The sequence below is a fragment of the Nocardia sp. NPDC101769 genome, from assembly GCF_044766925.1.
GTDB lineage: Bacteria > Actinomycetota > Actinomycetes > Mycobacteriales > Mycobacteriaceae > Nocardia.
The window spans coordinates 342,596-361,681 of record NZ_JBIWMX010000003.1; the positions used below are offsets into that span (position 1 = coordinate 342,596).

At 68.0% G+C, this 19,086-nt stretch carries 20 protein-coding genes; 10 read left to right on the plus strand and 10 right to left on the minus strand.

Annotation, left to right across the window (positions count from 1 at the left end; all coding sequences use genetic code 11):
• Window positions 1–5 precede the first annotated feature (5 nt).
• The 3 genes from ACIRRA_RS07360 (at window position 6) to ACIRRA_RS07370 (ending at window position 2,918) form a co-directional block, all read left to right on the plus strand.
• The gene (locus ACIRRA_RS07360; RefSeq protein WP_402764353.1) at window positions 6–800 is read left to right on the plus strand and encodes a CPBP family intramembrane glutamic endopeptidase; all 795 of its coding nucleotides are present in this window, start codon (window positions 6–8) and stop codon (window positions 798–800) included.
• A gap of 458 nt (window positions 801–1,258) precedes the next feature.
• A complete protein-coding gene (locus ACIRRA_RS07365; RefSeq protein WP_402764354.1) occupies window positions 1,259–2,275 on the plus strand; it encodes an LCP family protein in 1,017 nt (338 codons plus the stop codon).
• Window positions 2,276–2,369: 94 nt separating this feature from the next.
• On the plus strand, window positions 2,370–2,918 hold the full coding sequence (locus ACIRRA_RS07370; protein ID WP_402764356.1) for a ferritin: 549 nt from the start codon (window positions 2,370–2,372) through the stop codon (window positions 2,916–2,918).
• A 420-nt stretch (window positions 2,919–3,338) separates the two neighbouring features.
• Here the strand turns inward: ACIRRA_RS07370 and ACIRRA_RS07375 are convergent, their stop codons facing one another.
• From ACIRRA_RS07375 to ACIRRA_RS07390, 4 genes are all read right to left on the minus strand, one after another.
• On the minus strand, window positions 3,339–4,256 hold the full coding sequence (locus tag ACIRRA_RS07375; protein ID WP_402764359.1) for a DUF5926 family protein: 918 nt from the start codon (window positions 4,254–4,256) through the stop codon (window positions 3,339–3,341).
• Between the two features lie 227 nt (window positions 4,257–4,483).
• Window positions 4,484–5,251 (minus strand): glycerophosphodiester phosphodiesterase, encoded by a 768-nt coding sequence (locus ACIRRA_RS07380; protein WP_402764362.1) that lies wholly within the window; start codon window positions 5,249–5,251, stop codon window positions 4,484–4,486.
• The gene (locus tag ACIRRA_RS07385; RefSeq protein WP_402764365.1) at window positions 5,248–6,345 is read right to left on the minus strand and encodes a DUF4328 domain-containing protein; all 1,098 of its coding nucleotides are present in this window, start codon (window positions 6,343–6,345) and stop codon (window positions 5,248–5,250) included. The genes ACIRRA_RS07380 and ACIRRA_RS07385 overlap by 4 nt, the downstream gene beginning before the upstream one ends.
• An 18-nt stretch (window positions 6,346–6,363) precedes the next feature.
• Window positions 6,364–6,735: a rhodanese-like domain-containing protein gene (locus ACIRRA_RS07390; RefSeq protein WP_402764368.1), complete on the minus strand. Its 372-nt coding sequence runs from the start codon at window positions 6,733–6,735 to the stop codon at window positions 6,364–6,366.
• A 312-nt stretch (window positions 6,736–7,047) separates the two neighbouring features.
• Between ACIRRA_RS07390 and ACIRRA_RS07395 the strand changes: the two genes are divergently transcribed.
• Entirely contained in the window at window positions 7,048–7,659 is a 612-nt protein-coding gene (locus tag ACIRRA_RS07395; protein WP_402764370.1) for a hypothetical protein, read from the plus strand.
• Window positions 7,660–7,778: 119 nt separating this feature from the next.
• Here ACIRRA_RS07395 and msrA read toward each other — a convergent pair whose 3' ends face one another.
• Window positions 7,779–8,459 carry a peptide-methionine (S)-S-oxide reductase MsrA gene (msrA, locus tag ACIRRA_RS07400; RefSeq protein WP_402764373.1) on the minus strand — a complete coding sequence of 227 codons (681 nt, stop codon included), beginning with the start codon at window positions 8,457–8,459 and terminating at the stop codon, window positions 7,779–7,781.
• Window positions 8,460–8,654: 195 nt separating this feature from the next.
• Here msrA and ACIRRA_RS07405 point away from each other — a divergent pair, with 195 nt between their 5' ends.
• The 3 genes from ACIRRA_RS07405 (at window position 8,655) to ACIRRA_RS07415 (ending at window position 11,029) form a co-directional block, all read left to right on the plus strand.
• Window positions 8,655–9,278, plus strand: coding sequence for a superoxide dismutase (locus ACIRRA_RS07405; protein WP_356996192.1), 624 nt, complete (start codon window positions 8,655–8,657; stop codon window positions 9,276–9,278).
• A gap of 192 nt (window positions 9,279–9,470) precedes the next feature.
• Window positions 9,471–9,992, plus strand: coding sequence for a peptidase (locus ACIRRA_RS07410; RefSeq protein ID WP_402764376.1), 522 nt, complete (start codon window positions 9,471–9,473; stop codon window positions 9,990–9,992).
• 293 nt (window positions 9,993–10,285) lie between these two features.
• Window positions 10,286–11,029, plus strand: coding sequence for a TMEM165/GDT1 family protein (locus ACIRRA_RS07415; protein WP_402764378.1), 744 nt, complete (start codon window positions 10,286–10,288; stop codon window positions 11,027–11,029).
• On the opposite strand, the gene ACIRRA_RS07420 is transcribed toward ACIRRA_RS07415, so the two are convergent.
• Both ACIRRA_RS07420 and ACIRRA_RS07425 read right to left on the minus strand, forming a co-directional pair.
• The gene (locus ACIRRA_RS07420; protein ID WP_402764381.1) at window positions 10,970–11,614 is read right to left on the minus strand and encodes a TetR/AcrR family transcriptional regulator; all 645 of its coding nucleotides are present in this window, start codon (window positions 11,612–11,614) and stop codon (window positions 10,970–10,972) included. The two genes, ACIRRA_RS07415 and ACIRRA_RS07420, sit on opposite strands and share 60 nt — an antisense overlap.
• A 28-nt stretch (window positions 11,615–11,642) precedes the next feature.
• Window positions 11,643–12,551 carry an SDR family NAD(P)-dependent oxidoreductase gene (locus ACIRRA_RS07425; protein ID WP_402764384.1) on the minus strand — a complete coding sequence of 303 codons (909 nt, stop codon included), beginning with the start codon at window positions 12,549–12,551 and terminating at the stop codon, window positions 11,643–11,645.
• A 143-nt stretch (window positions 12,552–12,694) separates the two neighbouring features.
• Here ACIRRA_RS07425 and ACIRRA_RS07430 point away from each other — a divergent pair, with 143 nt between their 5' ends.
• A complete protein-coding gene (locus tag ACIRRA_RS07430) occupies window positions 12,695–13,462 on the plus strand; it encodes an SDR family NAD(P)-dependent oxidoreductase (RefSeq protein ID WP_356996187.1) in 768 nt (255 codons plus the stop codon).
• Between the two features lie 156 nt (window positions 13,463–13,618).
• Here ACIRRA_RS07430 and ACIRRA_RS07435 read toward each other — a convergent pair whose 3' ends face one another.
• The 3 genes from ACIRRA_RS07435 to ACIRRA_RS07445 all read right to left on the minus strand — a co-directional run bounded on the left by ACIRRA_RS07435 (window position 13,619) and on the right by ACIRRA_RS07445 (window position 17,737).
• Window positions 13,619–13,819, minus strand: a complete 201-nt coding sequence (locus ACIRRA_RS07435) for a cold-shock protein (RefSeq protein WP_033085228.1) — start codon at window positions 13,817–13,819, stop codon at window positions 13,619–13,621.
• Window positions 13,820–14,135: 316 nt separating this feature from the next.
• On the minus strand, window positions 14,136–16,091 hold the full coding sequence (htpG, locus tag ACIRRA_RS07440; RefSeq protein ID WP_402764388.1) for a molecular chaperone HtpG: 1,956 nt from the start codon (window positions 16,089–16,091) through the stop codon (window positions 14,136–14,138).
• On the minus strand, window positions 16,088–17,737 hold the full coding sequence (locus ACIRRA_RS07445) for a TM0106 family RecB-like putative nuclease (RefSeq protein WP_402764391.1): 1,650 nt from the start codon (window positions 17,735–17,737) through the stop codon (window positions 16,088–16,090). Before ACIRRA_RS07445 ends, htpG begins: the two co-directional genes overlap by 4 nt.
• Window positions 17,738–17,914: 177 nt before the next feature.
• Between ACIRRA_RS07445 and ACIRRA_RS07450 the strand changes: the two genes are divergently transcribed.
• The gene (locus ACIRRA_RS07450) at window positions 17,915–18,553 is read left to right on the plus strand and encodes a DUF6474 family protein (RefSeq protein ID WP_402764393.1); all 639 of its coding nucleotides are present in this window, start codon (window positions 17,915–17,917) and stop codon (window positions 18,551–18,553) included.
• Window positions 18,554–18,560: 7 nt separating this feature from the next.
• Window positions 18,561–19,061, plus strand: coding sequence for a hypothetical protein (locus tag ACIRRA_RS07455; RefSeq protein WP_402764396.1), 501 nt, complete (start codon window positions 18,561–18,563; stop codon window positions 19,059–19,061).
• Window positions 19,062–19,086 lie beyond the last annotated feature (25 nt).

Below are 19,086 nucleotides of genomic sequence, written 5' to 3' on the forward strand. Positions count from 1 at the left end.
CGGGCATGGTTTCGGCTGATCCCGCACCCGTGTGGCCCGCGCCCGAATCGTCCGAACCGGGCCGGCGGGCGATCAAACTCGAGATCGCGCTGGTGCTGGTCGTCACCTTCGGGCTGAGCGGGGCCAATGCGGCACTGTCGCTGCTCGAGAGCGCCCTCGCGCCCGGCGGGGTGGGCGGGCAGACCATCGCGCTGAATGCGTCGCGAGCCACCCGGTCGACCATCGACCTGCTCTTCCAGCTGCTGAGCGTGGCCCGCCTGCTCGGCTGGGCGGCGCTGGGGCTCTATCTGTTGTGGCGCAGCGGGATCGCGCCGCGGGCGATCGGGCTGGTGCGGCGGCTGCGCTGGCGGGCGGACGTGCTTCCGGGACTCACGCTCGCGGCTGTGATCGGAATCCCCGGGCTGGGACTGTATCTCGCGGCACACGCACTGGGTGTGAGCGTCACCATCGTGCCCAGTTCGCTCGCGCACTGGTGGCGGCTGCCGGTGCTGGTGCTGTCCGCGTGGGCGAACTCGGCGGCCGAGGAGGTACTGGTCGTCGCCTACCTGATCTCGCGGCTGCGGGCCCTCGGGTGGACCGAGAATCGATCGCTGCTCGCGTCGGCGATCCTGCGCGGCAGCTACCACCTGTACCAGGGCCTGGGCGGCGGGCTCGGAAACCTGGTGATGGGGCTGGTCTTCGGTCGCTACTGGCAACGCACCAACCGGCTCTGGCCGCTGCTGCTGGCGCACGCGCTCATCGACACGATCGCCTACATCGGGTACACCTTCCTGCACGGACACGTCTCCTGGCTGCCGTGATCCAATCGGAACGAGCCACGCGGGCGCCGCGGTCGGTACCGTTTCCAGTGATGAACGGCGACGACCCCCAGCACTTCGCACGGATACGCCGGGAGCCGCCGCCGGGACGCCCGGGCGAGCCCCCGACGTATCCGCCTCGACCAGCAGCGAATCTCCGGCAATCGCAGAGACCTTCGTCTCAGCGGTCACCCGGGGACGGCCGGCCCGTCAACGACGACGGGCCGGGCATCGAACCAACTCAGGTGATCCGACACCATGAATCCGGTCCGGACCTGGCCTATTCGCGGGTCCCGCCCGGGAACCCGGCCCCTTGGCAGCGGCCGCCGGGGAATCGCGTTCCGCCACAGGGCAATCGGGTGCCGCCCCCGCTGGATCGCGCCGCCGACCCCATGGGTCACGCGCCGACCCAGCAGCCGGTTTCCTTCCGAGCGGAACCGCCGCGCACTCCGCCGCCACCGATGCCCGGCAGGCGCCGCGGCGGCGACGGCCGTCCGCCGCCCGGTTCCCGGCCCCGCAGGAGGCGGCACTGGTTCCGCTGGATCCTGTCACTGCTGCTGGCGCTCCTGCTGCTGCCGATCGCCGCGGCCATCTATGTCGACACCCACCTGACCCGGATCGACGCCCTCGCGAACTATCCGGGCCGGATCGGCGACACGCCCGGGACGAATTGGCTTCTGGTGGGTTCCGACAGCCGCGAGGGACTGTCCAAGGAGCAGGAGCAGCAACTGTCCACCGGTGACTCCTCCGATGTGGAAGGCGAGCGCACCGACACCATCATGCTGCTGCACATTCCCAAGTCGGGGCGGCCGACGCTGGTCAGCGTGCCGCGGGACTCCTATGTCAGCATTCCCGGCGTCGGCAAGGACAAGATCAATGCGTCCTTCGCGGTCGGGGGCGCGTCACTGCTGGTCAAGACCATCGAGGGTGCGACCGGCCTGCACATCGACCATTACATGGGCATCGGCTTCGGCGGATTCGCGAACATGGTCGACGCGGTCGGCGGCATCGAGATGTGCCTGGACGCACCGATGAACGATCCGCTGGCCGGCGTCAACCTGCCCGCGGGATGCCAGCAGTTGAACGGCCCCGAGGCGCTCGGCTTCGTACGCTCGCGCGCCACACCGCGCGCGGACCTGGATCGCATGGTGAACCAGCGCAAGTTCCTCAACGCCCTGCTCGAGAAGGTCGCCAGCCTGTCCACCCTGGCGAATCCATTTCGGGCCTGGCCGCTGATCAGCGATCTCACCGCGACGCTGAAGGTCGACAAGGGCGCCCACATCTGGAATCTGGCGACCCTCGGCAATGCACTGAACAGTGATCCGGTCACCACGACGGTGCCGGTCGGCGGATTCGAGGACGTCTCCGGCAGCGGCAATGTGCTGCTCTGGGACAAGACCAAGGCGAGTATGTTCTTCGACGCATTGGCCAAGGATCAGCAGGTTCCGCAGGACTTGATCACCACGGTCGGGAGTTAGGAAGAATTTAGGCAACACTTGCCTCAATAAGGCTGTACTCAATAAGGCTGTACTTGGCTGACACGCGGTTTGACCAGCGATTAATGTCGTCCGCATGTCCACCCGAATCCAAACCAAGCGCAGCAAGTTCCAGGCCCTGCTCCAGGATCAGATCCGCAACGAATTCAATGCCGAACACCAGTACATGGCGGTGGCGATGTGGTTCGACAATGCCGACCTGCCGGTCCTGGCCAAGTATTTCTACAAGCAGGCCGTCGAAGAGCGTAACCACGCGATGATGATCGCGCAGTACCTGATCGATCACGACATCGCCGTGGAGATGCCCGGAACCGAAGCCGCCACTTCGCAATTCGCGAATGCCAAGGAGCCCATCGCGCTGGCGCTCGCACAGGAGCAGGCCGTCACCGAGCAGATCATCCAGCTCGCCAGGACCGCCCGGGAAGAGGGCGACTACCAGGGCGAGCAATTCATGCAGTGGTTCCTGAAGGAACAGGTCGAAGAAGTCGCGACCATGAATACCCTGCTCACCGTCGCCGAGCGGGCCAGCGCGAATCTGTTCGACCTGGAGAATTTCGTACAGCGGGAAATGAGCGGTCCGAAGGACGCGTCCGGTGCGCCGCACGCCGCGGGTGGCTCGCTGTAATTACCCGTGGGCCGAAGGTAATTCGGTTCCCGGCCCGGTGGATTGACACAGCAGGCCCGGTCCCTTGCGCTGGACCGGGCCTGTTGCATGTGCTCGGTGCTCGTGCGATGCGTACCCGCCTTTTCCTTACTTCTGCGGCACCGTGACGGTGCCGGTGGCGTTCGCGGACAACGTACCGAACAGCGACTTGACCACGGCCAGGATGGCATCCATGGTTTTTCTCCTCATCTGATATCCGGTGTGATGATCACCGGATCCCCCTGAACTTCCGGGGTGAAGAGAACCTAACCGAGCACTCGGAGCGAAACGGGCTCTTTTCAGAAAATCGCCGCAAAAACCCGGGCCGTTCACCGAGTGAATCCAGTTCACCGGAGAACGGCCCGGACCGGGCCGGTACCGCGGGTGCTCAGCCCGACAGAGTCAGCGCAGCGTGACCTGGCGCGACCGCAGGCCGTCGCGGGAGCGGCGCTCCTCGGAGGTCAGCGGGGCGTCCGACTTCAGCGCGGTCGCCAGCTTCGCACCGAACTCGCGGGCCGGGCCCTCCCACTCGCTCGCGTGCCGCTCCGGATCCAGGTCGAAGACCGGCACCAGCAGGCCGTGCGTGCGGAACGAGCCCGCGAAGCGCGAACCCTCACCCAGGTGCAGATCACCGGCCGCGTGCAGCCGCGCCAACGCCAGCATCAGCTGGTCCTCGTCCTCCGGCCGCACCCAGCGGATGTGCGCCTTCTCGCCGGCGTCCACCCACCAAGCCGCGCCGACGGCGTCCGCACCCAGCTCCAGGCGGGCCGAGGGCATGATGGCCTGATTGGCCTGCTCGATGGTCGCGGCCACCTGCGGATCCGGGGTGACACCCGCCGGCACCCACCAGTTGAAGTCCTGGTGCACGGTCAGGTCCAGGGCCGCGCCCGGATCCAGCACCTCGGTGAGCCGCGGCGTGCCATCCACGGTCGCGGCGTTCAGCGACTCGCCGGGGGTGGCGGACTGGGTCCACAGCACGGCGGCAGCCAGATCCGCGGCCGGATCGGCAGACTGGAACTGCACCTGCGTGCCGACGAAACCGATCGGCTCGTCACCGGCCCGCACCAGCGCGGCGACCGCGCCCGGCAGCACGGTGGCGAGAGTGACGGCCCGCTCCGCGGCGACATTCGGCGACAGCTTCAAGATCGCGGTCGCCGACGGCACGAACTCCCGTAGCGCCACCAGATCGCATTCGGCGGCCAAACCCTCGAAGGGACGCGTCACGACCTGCGCCGCCGCCTCCTGTTCGGCGCGGCGGGCGGCCAGCTTCTGCGCCCGATTGGAGTCCGGCTTGGGACTGTTGCGCTTGCTCTTACCCATGACTGGCAAACCTACTGTGTTCGATGCCCTCCGCTTCGCTCCGGGCGGGTTCGCGGCGCTGAAAAGTCTCGTTCTTCCCTCCTCCGCTTCGCTCCCCCGCTCCAAGGCGGAGGTCTATCAAGCCGCAGTCCAGAACGAGACGCGCCGCGAACCACCTGGGATTTCCGATCCAAAGTGGTTGGCGCGGACTGCGATAGCTCGCGGTCGGGTGAACCGCGGTGCGGCGTTCAGGCGCTGGTGAGAACGGCCTTGGTGCGTGCTGGGTAGTTGGTGGCGACCCAGTCCACGCCCAGGTCGGCGCAGAGCTGGACGTCCTCGGGATCGTCGCAGGTCCAGGCGTAGGTGGCGCGGCCCGCGGCGGCGGCCTTGTCGACCAGGTCCGGGTGCTCGCGCAGGGTGCGCACGGACGGGCCGATGGCGGTCGCGCCGACGGTGTGGGCGGCGCCGCCCGACAGGTACAGGGAGGATTCGCCCAGCAGGACGGTCGGGAGCAGCGGGGCCGCACGGCGAATCCGCCAGACCGCGGTCGCGGCGAACGACATCACCACCGCGCGTGAGTGATCCGCCGAGGCGGGTGCGCCGATGCCGTAGCGGGTGAGCTCGGTCAGCAGCGTGGTCTCCACCAGCGCCCCGTAGCGGACCGGGTGCTTGGTCTCGATGAAAAGCTTGGTGGGACGGCTCTTCCAGTCCAGCACCAGCTCGATCAGCTCGGACAGTGTGAGCACACCCTCCGGTTCCTCCGCAGTCCCGAAGTTGAGGGTTTTCAACTCCTCCAGGGTCATTTCGCTGACCGCGCCCGATCCGTTCGAGGTGCGATCCACGGTGCGGTCGTGCACGCAGACCAGGTGCCCGTCGCGGGTCAGGCGGATGTCGCATTCGACGCCGTCGGCGCCCTCCTGCAGGGCGAGATCGTAGGCGGCGAGGGTGTGTTCGGGTCGCGCCGCCGACGCCCCCCGGTGCGCGACCACGAACGGCGCACGACTGGCCCGGCTCACTTCGCAACTACCTCCTGTTGCTCCGCATCCGGGGACGCCTCTGCGTCATCCCCGGAAGCTGCATCATCCCCGACCACTGCATCATTCCCGAGCACAGCGGCGGGCGCGCGCCGCACGGGTTCGATCACCGGTCGCGCGGGCCCGGTGGCGATCACCCAGCGCCGCAGCGCCTTCGGGCGGCCCCGCAGATCCAGGCCCGCGAAGGCGTGCACCAGCCCGAGCGAGGCCACCGCGACACCGGCCGCGACCAGATCGGTCCACATGCTCGCCAGCACGCCGTCGGCCCGCACCTGGAGCGAGGACGCGAACCGGTACAGGATCGCCACCAGCACCAGCACCGCATTGAGAAGCCAAGCCGCCCACCAGATCCGAACCGCCCGCAGCAGCCGCGGATCCTCGCCGCCGGCCGACCGCAGCCTGGCCGCCTCGGTCAGGAAGATGCCCGGCCACACCAGGTTCACTATCGGCACCACACAGCCCAGCACCAGGGCACGAAGCGACCGCGGATCCGACTCGCCCGCACTCGCGTACGCGACGCGGCGGGTTTCGGTGAGCCAGCCGACCAGCGCCACCGCCGACACCAGCGCCGACGCCAACGCGACCACCGCGGAAACCGTCACGGCCGCATCGGAAATCCACAGCAGCCAGGGCGGGATGAGGCGGGTGCGGTTGCGCAGCAGCACGCCGTACCGGCCCAGCTCGGCCAGGGCGGAGAACACGAACACACCGGCGGTGGCCGGCAGCAGCACGGTGATGCGGTCATTCAGCGCGGCCAGCGGACGATGCGGTGTGGCGGCCGCCGCCGGGGGGCGATCTTGCAGGCCCCACTGTGGAATCCGGTGATACCGCGGCGTCTGCAGCGGACCCGGACGCCGGACCGGCTGCGGGCCATGGGTTCTGCGGCCGGGCGGGCGGGCCACCCAGCGGTAGTTGCGCCGGTCGGCGGGCGCGTCCACCGGTGCGGGCGAGAGCAGGACACCGTGGCAGCGCGGGCACCAGTGCAGCGGTTTGCCCTGTACCGCCCAGCGCGCCCCACAGCGGGCGCACGGCTGCACGACGGCGGATCGCGATCGGCCCACCTGTCCCCCGTTCATCGCTCCACCTCTCCGCGCCTAGTAGATCTTCGCCTCGGGACAGTCACCGGTGAGCGGCCTGCCGGTCTGCTGCCAGGCCACCATGCCACCCGAAACCATGATGGCCTCGTAGCCGATCTGGTTCAGGTACTCCACCACCGGTACGGACCGTCCGCCCTGCCGACAGATCACGTAGATCTCGGCATCGATGTCGAGTTCGTCGAGCCGGGCGGGCACGTCGGTCATGGGGATGTGGATGGCGCCGGGCGCGCGGCCGAGCTGCCATTCGTCGTCCTCGCGGACGTCGAGGAGCTGGGCGGGCACGGGCGCGGCCGAACCCCAGCCGTCCGCGGCATCGAATTCCACGGGAACCGCGTCGATCGGCACCGTGGGCACGTGGGGGTTCGTCACGGATTCGATCCTGCCACGCGCGCGCGAGGGCTGTGGAGTTCCGTCCCTGCGCAGGGTTGGTTTCGGGAGTTATCCACATAATCCACAACCTGATCCACAGGGTGATAGACGACCGATTCGTCCGGTCGGCCGATCCGGAAGTCCCCTCCCCCGTCCCGGAGCGGCCGACCTCGGGCCCCTGTCCCAGAAGGCCCCATCCAGTCTGACGCCGCAGGTGAGCGCATGGTTCCTTTCGCACTCGAAAAGAACGACAACACTGTCGAAAAACGGGAAATCCCCGGTCCGGCCAGGCAAGATCGGTAGCCTGGTGCTATGACTGTGAGCAGGGGGCTACTCGACGGCTTCGACGTCAACGGACTCAACCGCGCGCTGTCGGAGGCGACATGCCTCGGCATCGACGTCGACACGCCGCGCGCCACGCTACGGCTTGAACTCGACGTGCTGACCCTGCCCGAGGACGGTCCCCCACCGGCGGACAGCGATATCTATCTGACCCTCACCGGGGTCAGCCGGGTCGCCGCCTCGCTGCGCCGCCAACGCTGGGACGACCTCGAGCCCATTGTGCTCCCGCTCACTCTCGACGGCCTGCACGACGCCGTCCGGAGCTTCGGCGGCGGCGCGCTGCACGGCTGGGACTTCCTCGACCTCTCCGACAGCTCCTGGAGCCAGTGGCGCAAACTGCTGAGCTTCGACACCACGCTGAGCGACACGCCCGGCGCCCACTTGATGGAGTTCTCCCAGGAGGAAGGCGTCGACCCGCGCGAACTCGACGTGCGCGTGTGGTTCGAGGGCGCGGAGGTCACCGACAAGCAGGGCAACCCGATCCCGTTGGCGGACTTCATCGCCGGCGGCGTCCGCTGGTGGCAGGCGCACGATTCGGGCGACCCGCGCACCATGCGACCGGACATCGTCCCGCCGCTGTAAAAGCGACGGACACGTACTACGGGTTCGGGGACCAAGTCCCGGAGCCCCTTTCGATGTGGCCTGACGACGTGCCTGCGCGGTGGTCCGCACGGTGCTTACGCGATGGCCCGCCGAAGTGCTTACGCGCCAAGCCCGATCGCGCAGCTCACACCCGTGCCGTGGTCCGGGCAGTAGCCGCCGGGGTTCTTGGCCAGGTACTGCTGGTGATAGCCCTCGGCGTAGAAGAAGGCGGAAAGGTCTGGCAGCGGGGCGATCTCGGTGGTGATCTCGCCGAAACCGGCCGCCGTCAACCGTTCCTGATAACCGGCCCTGGTCGCCTCGGCCACCTCGCGCTGCTCGTCGTCGAGGGTGTAGATCGCCGAACGGTATTGGGTGCCGCGGTCATTGCCCTGCCGCATGCGCTGCGTCGGATCGTGGTTCTCCCAGAACTGCTTCAGGATCGCGGCGTAGTCGATGACCTGCGGGTCGAAGGCCACCAGTACCGATTCGGTGTGCCCGGTCCGGCCGGAACAGGCCTCCTCGTAGGTGGGATTCGGGGTGAATCCGCCCGCGTAGCCGACGGCGGTGCTGTACACGCCGTCCAGCTGCCAATAGCCCTGCTCCGCACCCCAGAAGCAGCCCATGGCCACCACCGCGAGCTGCGTACCCGCCGGGAACGGGGGTTTGAGGGAATGGCCGCTGACATAATGCTTGTCCGGCACGACCAGCGGTTCGGCGCGGCCCGGCAGCGCTTGCCCGGCCGTCACCATGATCGGTTCCGGTAGTCGCACACGCCCAACGAACTCGTCGTACCACGACATGACTCGATGCTACGGGACCCGGCGCGACCGTCGGCGACGTTGTGTTCAGCCGAATTCCAAAGGTTGGGAAAGATATACATCGGGTGGAATGTGGGGGCGCGCAGCCCGGTTGCAGACGACCGGGTGTACGAATGATGGTTGGGTGCGCCTCGGCACCTGCCGAGGACACACGGCCCCGACACGGAAAGGGACATCGTGGCTGTTTACACGCTGCCAGACCTCGATTACGACTACAGCGCCCTGGAGCCCTTCATCTCCGGGCAGATCAACGAGATCCACCACACCAAGCACCACGCGGCCTACGTCGCGGGTGTCAACGCGGCCCTCGAGAAGCTGGAGGAGGCGCGTGCCAAGGACGACCACGCCGCCATCTTCCTGAACGAGAAGAACCTCGCGTTCCACCTCGGCGGCCACGTCAACCACTCCATCTGGTGGAAGAGCCTGTCCAAGGAAGGCGGCGACAAGCCGGTCGGCGATCTGGCCTCGGCCATCGACGAGGAGTTCGGTTCCTTCGACAAGTTCGTCGCGCAGTTCTCGGCGGCCGCCAACGGCCTGCAGGGCTCCGGCTGGGCCTGGCTGGGCTACGACACCCTGGGCAACAAGCTGCTCACCTTCCAGCTGACCGACCAGCAGGGCAACGTGCCGCTCGGCATCATCCCGCTGCTCGGCCTGGACATGTGGGAGCACGCCTTCTACCTGCAGTACAAGAACGTCAAGGCCGACTACGTGAAGGCATTCTGGAACGTCGTGAACTGGGCCGAGATTCAGGACCGCTACTCCAAGGCGGTCAACCAGGGCAAGGGTCTGATCTTCGGCTGATGCCCGTCGGGCTCCGGCCCGTTCGTACGTCCGAGGCCCGCGAACCGCATCGGTTCGCGGGCCTTTCGCATTTCGAGGGTCCGGGTGCTAGCACTCTTTGGTACTTGTGTGCCAGTTCTGTTCGGGTACAACCTGGTGTTCCCAACGGCAACACCGGGCACAGTCGCCCCCGGGAGGTTCGGGAGGCACATCATGAATGGTCAGGTCGGCGTCATGCCGTTCCATGCGCATGGTTCGCTGCAGGGTTTCGTGATCTCCGGACGCTGGCCGGACTCCACCAAGGAATGGGCGCAATTGCTGGTGCTCGCGGTGCGGGTGGCCAGTCTGCCGGGGTTGTTGCCCACCTCGACGGTATTCGGGGCGCGCGAGGAACTGCCGGAGGACCCGGATCCCGAGATGGTGGGGCTGGTGATCGCCGAGGGCACGGTGCTGGGGACGGAGGGGCTGCATCCGGGCATGTTTGCCGGTCATGTGCCACCGGCCCTGATCATGTTGCACCCGCCGCGCGAGACGCGGCCCTCCCTGCCCGAGTGCGCGGGCGCGGCCTCGGGGTGCCTGCTGCTGCCGGGGCTGCCGCATCTGGGACTCGAACATCGGGCGGCCTGGGTGGAGACCGACAGCGACGGCACGGTGACCTCGATGGTTTCGAGGGTGGGGGTGGATCCGATCAGTGATCCCGACACCGCGGTTCTGGCCATGCTGCTGGCTGCGTAAGGGTAACCGAAACATTTCGGCAGCATCACCAAACTTATTGTGCGCATTGCGATTTGGGAGACAGTCATTTGCCTGCGCCCAGTTTGCCGGAGTAGCATGGCGCCCGAGCGAAGGGGAGTAGCCCCCAATCACACCGTCGACATACTGATCCCTCGAGGATCCGGCGCGTGAACCGGATTTCTCCGGTGGGCGAGACCTTCGGCCGACAAGAACCAAACCGATTTACCGGTGCGGTGTCGGCTGAAGCGTCCCCGCATTCAGCCGACAGGCCGGAGACCTGGGAGCTGACCTTCATGATCGCCACGATATTGCTGAGTTTCGGCGTGCTGTTCCTCGCCGAATTGGGCGACAAATCGCAACTCATGGCCCTGACCTTCGCGCTGCGCTACCACTGGTGGGTGGTGCTGTCGGGCATCACGGTCGCGAGCCTGCTGGTGAACCTGATCGCCGTCGGTGTCGGCCACTTCCTGGGCGCGGCGCTGCCGACCGCAGTCATTTCCCTTTGTGCCGCAGCCACTCTCATCGCGGTCGGCCTGTGGACCCTGCGCGAGACGCTGCCGTCGAACTCCGGCGAGGAGGATCGGGAGATCGCGCCGCAGCCGAACTCGCGCTCGGCGTTCCTGGTGGTGCTGTCGGCCTTCCTGCTGGCCGAGCTCGGTGACCGCACCATGTTCGCCACCATGGCCCTGGCCACCAAGAACGGCTGGGTCGCGGTGTGGATCGGGTCGGTCGCGGGCATGGTGGCCGCGGGCGCGCTCGCCATCCTGATCGGCGTGACCGTCGGCAAGCACATTCCGGAGCGGTTCATCGCCGTCTGCTCGGGCCTGCTGTTCCTCTACTTCGGTGCGCTGACCCTGCTGGAGGCCTTCGCCCACGGCCTGGGCACCCCGGCCATCGCGGTGCTGTCGCTGGCCCTGCCGGCGCTCGCCGGCGGCGTGCTGTGGCTGCTGCACCGGGCCGCGACCGTCCCGGCGTCCTCAGTCACCGAGCACGGTAGTGCCGAACAGGTCCCCGCTGCGCCGCACGAGGTCCAGTAGCGGCTCCCGCAACTCCCGCAGCCCGTCCAGGTCGCTCACCGCGACGCGGGCGGTGACCATGGAGCTCAGGGCCGCGACCAGGGTCTGGCAGGCGAAGCGCTGCTCCTCGGTGTCCGCACCGAGCACATCGGCGACCATGGCCACGAAGGTCTCCTGCAGCTGGGTGCGGCGCGCGATGGCCTCGGGGCCGACGGCGTAGACCTCGACGAGAAACAAACGGGCGTAAGCGGGTTGGCCCGCGAGCGCGTCCAGGTACGCGCCGAGCACACGTTCGATGCGCTCGGTGCGGGTCTCGCCGTCGAATTCCGCGCCGGTGGCGGTCAGGATGCCGGTCAGCATGAGTTCCGCGGCGCGCTCGTAGGCGGCCTCGAAACAGGCCTCCTTGGAACGGAATTGCTCGTAGAAGGTCTCGCGGGAGACGCCGGCCCGCTTGATCACCGCGGCCACCGGCGTTCCGACATAACCGTTCTCGGCCATCGCCTCGGCCAGGGCGAGCAGGATGCGGTCGCGCTGGGCGGCCACCACGGTTTCGCGGGGCAGGCCGTGCCGGCCGCGGGGCAGTTGGCGGGTTGCCGATTCGGGCATGTGCTGGACTCCGTTGGCCTCGAGCGATTCAGACGAGCTTTCTCATTCTGCGGGGGCGGGCCGGTTGGTCGGTGGTGAAATCCGCCGGTTCGGTGCGGGCGATCTCGAGTCCGCCGGCGACGCCCCCGCGTAGTGAATAGTCCACCAGGCGCTGGGCGAGCGGACGACACCACAGCACCATGCTCACCCAGTAGGGCGAGACGATGCGACGGGAGCGGCGGGCCAGGGCGCGTTCGCAGGCGTCGATGGCCGGGCCCAGGGGGGCGATGCCGGAGACGGTGGAGCGGCCCAGAATGCTGCGCGCGGCCTCGGTGCCGAAACCGCGGCTGGTCATCTCGGTGTCGAGTTCGGCGAAGTAGGCCATGCCGACCCGGGCGCCGGTATGGCGCAATTCGATCCGCAGGGTGTCGCCGAGCGCCTCGACCGCCGCCTTGGAGGCGCTGTAGGCGCCGGCCAGGGGTAGGTGGATGGCCGCGGCCAGCGAGGAGATGAGCAGCACGTAGCCGTCGGGGTGCGCGAGGTGGCGTCCGGCGGCGCGCAGCGTGTAGTAGACGCCGAGCACATTGACCGTGAGGGTCTCCTCGAGCACGCTGGGGTCGCCGTCGAGCAGGGACAGTTGCCGGGCGATCCCGGCATTGCACACCACCGCGTCCAGGCCGCCCAGTTCGGCGGTGAGGGAGTTGACGACCCGTTCCACCTGCGCCGGGTCACCGACATCGCAGTAGCGCCAGGGCGCGTCCCCGCATTCGGCCGCGACCTGGGCCAGCAGCGACTCCTCGATGCCGAGCAGGGCCACGTGCGCCCCGTGCACGTGCAGCTGGCGGGCCAGTGCGGCCCCGATGCCACGGGCTGCGCCGGTGATCAGGATGCGTTTGCCGGCCACTCGCGGGGCCGGACGGCGGAGACCACGGCGAGGACGGGCCGTGCTGACGTTCATGTCTGCGAAACTACCACTTATACGAACACCCGTGTTCGCAAATCTTGCGAGCCTCTTGCGTAAGCGTGCGCACAGCCCGGCTATGGTGCCTATTGACGGAGGGCCAGTGAGAGGGCCGTCCACAGTCGAGAGGACCAAACACCGTGGAGATTTCGGGCTCCGCCGCCATTGTCACCGGAGGTGCGTCCGGGCTGGGCGCCGCCACCGCCAAGCGCTTCGCCGACGCGGGCGCGACCGTGTTCGGCCTGGATCTGGCTCAGTCCATCGAGCGCGCGGGCGACAACGTCCCCGCCGGTGTCACCCTCATCCCGACCGACGTCACCAGCGGAGACGAGGTGGCCGCCGCGGTCGCCACGGTCGTGGAATCCGGTGTGCCGCTGCGTATTGTCGTCAACTGCGCCGGTGTGGGCTGGGCGGGACGCATCCTGTCCAAGAACGGCCCGCACGACCTGGAGCTGTTCCGCACGGTGATCACCGTGAACCTGCTCGGCTCCTTCAACGTCATGCGCCTGGCCGCCGAAGCCATCGCCAAGACCGACCCGGTCGACGAGTACGGCTCGCGCGGTGTGATCATCAACACCGCCTCGGTCGCGGCCTTCGAGGGCCAGATCGGGCAGATCGCCTACTCCGCCTCCAAGGGCGGCGTCGCCGGCATGACCGTCCCGGCCGCGCGTGACCTCGCGCAGTTCGGCATCCGCGTCAACACCATCGCCCCCGGCATCATCGACACCCCGATGCTGGCCGGTGTCACCGAGGAGTACCGCAAGGGCCTCGAGTCGGGCGTGCCGTTCCCGTCCCGCCTGGGCCGTCCGGACGAGTACGCGCAGCTCGCGCAGTACATCACCGAGCACGACTACCTGAACGGCGAGACCATCCGCATGGATGGCGCGCTGCGCATGGCACCTCGCTGACACTGTGCTCCGGGGGCTTCGCGCCCGAACCTCCACAAGGGGAAATTCGGTGCCCTGCCCCCGGACCCCCGGACAGCAACAAGGCCCGCACCGGATTCCGGTGCGGGCCTTGTCAATTCACGACTCAGTGAGTTGCGGGGTCAGCCCGCAGCCTCCCTAGTGCGGGCGGACGGCCGCAGCCTGGGGGCCCTTCTTGCCCTCGGTGATCTCGAAGGAGACCGCCTGGCCCTCCTCGAGCTGACGGTAGCCGTTGCCCTCGATCTCCGAGTAGTGGACGAAAACGTCGGGGCCGTCTTCGCGGGCGATGAAGCCGTAGCCCTTCTCCGCGTTGAACCACTTGACGGTGCCCTGAACCATTACCTTCTCCTGACGAGGTGTTTCTTTTTATTGCGTGGGTACCGCGGCCGCGGTACCGGGGGTCGATCAGAAGGCGGCTTGCAACTTGCCTGGCAAGGTGAAGCGACGCCCGCACACTGTTCCGCGCGAGCATGTTGAACACGAACACGAAAAACTTACGACCAAGACGTACAACGTACGCGTTCGCGGCCAGTTCCCGAAATCACCGAGGGATGCGGATCGTCACATTTACAACAAAAGAGGCATGACCAATTCCCGCTTGCTACGGGTCGGGCTCCTGCGGAAACACCGCAGGAGCCCGATCCGTGAACGATGCTCAGAGCGTGCGAGTCAGACGGTCGGCGAGGATGCGGGCGAAGTGCGCCGGATCCTTCAGTTCGCCGCCCTCGGCGAGAACCGCGGTGCCGTAGAGCAATTCGGCGGTCTCGGTGAGCTCCACCGGCTTCTCGTCCGCGTCGGACACCGCCGCGTACGCCGCACGCAGACCCGTGACCAGCGGATGCGCCGGATTCAGCTCGAGGATGCGCTTGCTGTGCGGCAGCTCCTGCCCGGAGGCGCGGTACATGCGCTCCAGCATCGGAGTGAAATCGAATACATCACCCACGATGCAGGCCGGGGAGCTGGTGAGCCGGTTGGTCAGGCGCACCTCCTTCACGTCCGCGTCCAGCGTCTGCTGCAGCCAGCCGAGAATGTCGGCGAAGTCCTTCTCCTGCTGCTCGCGCAGCTGCTCGGAGGCCTTCTTCTCGTCCTCGGTCTCCAGATCGACCTCGCCCTTGGCGATGGAGACGATCGGCTTGCCCTCGAACTCGGTGACCGAGCCGACCCACATCTCGTCGACCGGATCGGTCAGCACCAGCACCTCGAGACCCTTGGCCTGGAAGGCCTCCATGTGCGGGGAGTTCTCGATCTGCTGGCGGGTCTCGCCGGTCATGTAGTAGATGGCCGACTGGGTCTCCGGCATGCGCTCGACGTACTGCGCCAGCGAGGTCAGCTCACTGTCCGAATGCGTGGACGCGAAAGACGAGACACCCAGGATGGTTTCGCGATTGTCGTGGTCGGAGAGCAGGCCCTCCTTGAGCACCCGGCCGAACTCACGCCAGAACTCCTGGTACTTGGCCTGGTCCTCGGCGTTCTTCAGATCCTTGACCGTGGACAGCACCTTCTTCACCAGGCGCTTGCGGATCATCTGGATCTGCCGGTCCTGCTGCAGGATCTCGCGGGACACATTGAGCGACAGGTCCTGCGCGTCCACCACGCCCTTGACGAAGCGCAGATACTCCGGCATCAGCTCTTCGCAGTTGTCCATGATGAACACCCGGCGCACATAGAGCTGCACGCCGCGCTTGTGCTCGCGGGTGAACAGATCGAACGGCGCGTGCGAGGGAATGAACAGCAGCGCTTGATATTCGAAGGTGCCCTCGGCCCGCATGGGGATGATCTCGAGCGGATCGTCCCAGGCGTGCGCGACGTGCTTGTAGAACTCCGTGTACTCCTCGTCGGAGACCTCGCTGCGCGGGCGGGTCCACAGCGCCTTCTGGGAGTTCAGGGTCTGGGTCTCGACCAGGGTCTTCTCGGTCTTGTCCTCGCCCTCGCCGTCGAGCACGGTGCGCTCTACATCCATGCGGATGGGCCAGGCGATGAAATCCGAGTACTTCTTGACGATCTCGCGGAGCTTCCACTCCTGGGTGTAGTCGAAGAGGTGATCGTCCTCGTCGGCCGGCTTCAGGTGCAGCGACACCGTGGTGCCCTGCGGGGCGTCGTCCAGTTCCTCGATCGAGTAGGTGGAGCTGCCCGCCGCGGATTCCCAACGGGTGCCGGTGTTCTCGCCCGCCTTACGGGTGGTCAGGGTGACCTTGTCGGCCACCATGAAGGTCGAGTAGAAGCCGATGCCGAACTGGCCGATCAGCTCCTCGGCCTGCTGGTCACCGGCCTTGGCCTCGAGCAGCTGCTTGCGCAGCTGCGCGGTGCCGGATTTGGCGAGGGTGCCGATCAGATCCACGACCTCGGCACGGGACATGCCGATGCCATTGTCGCGGACGGTCAGTACCCGGTTGTCGCGATCCACCTCGAGCTCGATGTGGAGGTCGGAGGTGTCGGCGTGCAGGTCCTTGTCGCGGAAGGTCTCCAGGCGCAGCTTGTCCAGCGCGTCGGAGGCATTGGAGACGAGCTCCCGTAAAAAGGTGTCCTTGTTCGAATACACCGAGTGGATCATCAGCTCCAGCAGCTGATGGGTCTCGGCCTGAAACTCCAGCTGTTCGACGTGTTCGGTCACGACGCGATATTACGTCGGGCGAAGTCGGCGATGGCCGGAACCTCGGCGTCGGCCCGATCCGTCATCCAGTCCCGCAGCACCTTCGTGGCCTGCACGTCGTCCTCGTTGTATTCCAGGATGCGGGTGCGCTGGGACAGGTCCGGCTCGCCGCCCTCGTACGCGACGGCCAGGCGGTACCAGGCCATCGACGCCTCTCCCCCCGCCTCCGCGTCACGCCAGTGGAAGCCCGCGACCGGCGCGATCTTCTTGAGGCCCTTGCCGTTCGGGCAGATGAACTGCTCGGACACGGCCTGGAACATGTCCACCCACTGCGGGCCGTCCACGAACCGCTGCACCTCCCGCTCGGTGGGGATGCCCGGGCGGCCGGCGAAGCGGCGGGCCGACTCGTACAGCCACTTGTCCTCGGCGGTGCGCGAATAGCAGTAGGCGGCAAAGGATTTGCCGTCCGCGGCGGCCTGGGCGCGCACCTCCATGAGCCAGGTCCAGAACTCGGCGAAGGAGCGGCCCTCGTCCTCGGTGGGCAGCGGATCCCAGGTGACGAACGGGCGGTACACGCCGTCCAGCAGGGTGCCCCACAGGTAGGCGCCGTGCTCCTGGAAGCTCTCCAGGTCCACATCCACCTCGACATCGGCGCGGGTGACCCGCACCCGGTCGACCCGGCGGACCAGGGGCGCGCCGGTGGCCCAGGCACGGGCGGTGACCACGGCCTCGGTGAACGGCTCGTACTGCCAGTCGTCGGGATCGTCGCCGCTCCAGGACGCCAGATCGTCGATGGTCTCGACGCCGTGGCGGCGCAGCACCTCGGCGCGCGAGCCCGGCGCCACCAGGCTCACATCGCGATGCTCGGACAGCCACTGCTCACAGCTGCGCCCGCCCTCTTCGGGCGATCGGCTCCACCAGGGGCACTGGCGGCACTCCGGGACTTTCGAAGGGACGGTGGGGAGTTCACCGCGCACCACCGCGATGCGGTCGGCGTAGCGGATGTCGTAATCGGCCAGGACGGGGCCCAGGTCGTGGACCAGGACCCGGTCGAAGTGATAGCCGATGGCACCGCCGACCAGGGCGGGGCTGGCCAGCCCGTGCCGCTGCAACATGCGGTAGAGGTGCGCGAGGCGCTGCAGGTCCCGCGGCTGCGGCCGGGTGCGGACGTGCCGGTCCGGCTGCGGGTTCCATTGGTACAGATCGCTGGTCGTCGGGTGGTGGTCGGCCGGGTCCGGCTGCCGCGGATCGGTCACCTTGTGGTTCACCACGATGACCGGGATGTATCCGCCGCGATCGCGGTCGCGCCACAGGATTTCGCAGCCGCCGCGGCGCCCGGTGTCGGGCTCCTGCGGCAGCAGCCCGCCCCAGATCCGGTCCGCCCCCGCCGCCATGGCGGCCATGGTGGCCGCGGCCCGCTGCGGCGCGGGCTGTTTCGGATCGATGACGGTCCAGCTGCCGGGCGCGGCGGCGACCAGCGTGTCCCGCACGTGAGATCGGTGCGCCGCAGCGGCTTCTCGTCGCTGCTGCACGCCCGCGTCCTCGGCGACCCCGGTCAACACGCCCGGATTACTCGCGTCCAGATGCAGCCGGTGCCGACAGCCGATCAGCGCACGCGCATCCAGGAATGCCGCGCGCTCACCATGGTCACCGATGCCCGAATACACGCCAGTCAGTATGGCCTCAACCCCCGACATCCCTACGAACTGGCACCGAAACCGCAAGGCGCTCGCTGCGCGGCGAACCCACCCGTTAGGGTGATTCGCAAACTGTGTTTCATGGGCGGACAGGCATTTCCCCCGGCCCTGTGCTGCCATGGCGAACCAGCATGACGGAGGCCATAAATGGGGTTGTTCGGCAAGCGCAAGAAGCGGGTCAGCCGCCGGGCCGAGGCGAAAGCCCTCAAACACAAGGCCGGTATGGAGGCCAAACTCGGCGCGCGCAACGAGCGCAAGAAGAACCGGGCGGAAGCGCGCACGCAGAAGCAGGTCGCCAAGGCGGAGATCGCCAAACTGCAGGCCGAGGAGAAGGCCGCGCAGAAGATCGCCGCCCGGGCCGAACGGGATCTGTTCAGCGCGGCCTCGATCCGCAAGTACCTGGGCGTGGCCCGGGTACTGGTGCCGGTGCTGGCGCCGCTCGCCTACCGCGGCGCGACCTTCGTGCGCGGGCAGCTCGACACCCGCCGCGCCCAGCAGCTCGGCATCGGGCTGGATCAGCTGAGCGAGTTCTCCGGCCCGGGCGCGAAGCTGCAGGCGCGCATCGCGGGCGTGGAGTCCACGCTGTCGGAGATCGAGTCCAAGAACACCGACACCGAGACCAAGAAGTTCGTGACCGCCAGCCGCGATCGGCTCGACAGCCTGTCCGCGGCCGTGCGCACCGCCGCCCAGATGCCGGTGCCGCGCCGTCGCGCCGTGCACGCCTCCATCTCCAACGAGCTCTCCGGCATCGAGGCCGACGTGCTCGCCCGCCTCGGCGTGAGCTGAGACACCCATGAGCCAGGTGCGCGGTGGACTGGCAGGTGTCGCCATGGCGGCCCTGGCGGTCGGCGCGCACGGGTTCGCGGGCGGCGGCTACCCCGGCTCCTCCGGGCTCATGCTGCTGATCCTGGCGGCGGCCGTCATCGGTGCGCTCGCCGCCGCGCTGCGACCCCCCGCCGCGCTGCCGATCCTCATGGTGGCCGGCCAGCCCGTCTGCCACCTCGCCCTCAGCGGCCTCGTGCATCACGGGCATGCCGCGGGGGCAATGGAATTCGCCGCGCACGGGCCGATGCTGCTCGCACACGCGGTGGCGGCGGCCGGCTGCGCGGTCCTGATCCTGGTCGCCGAGCGGCTCTACGGGCTGATCTCGCGCACCGTCCGGGTGATCCTCACCCGGCTCGTCCCACGTCCGGCGCGGGCCCCGCAGTCGCGCCGCCCGCGTTCGGTCCCGACCCCGAAAACCCTTCTCGCCCTGGGCGCGAGCGGTCCGCGCGCGCCACCGGTTACGGCGTAACCCCCGTTCCTACCTACCCGTAACC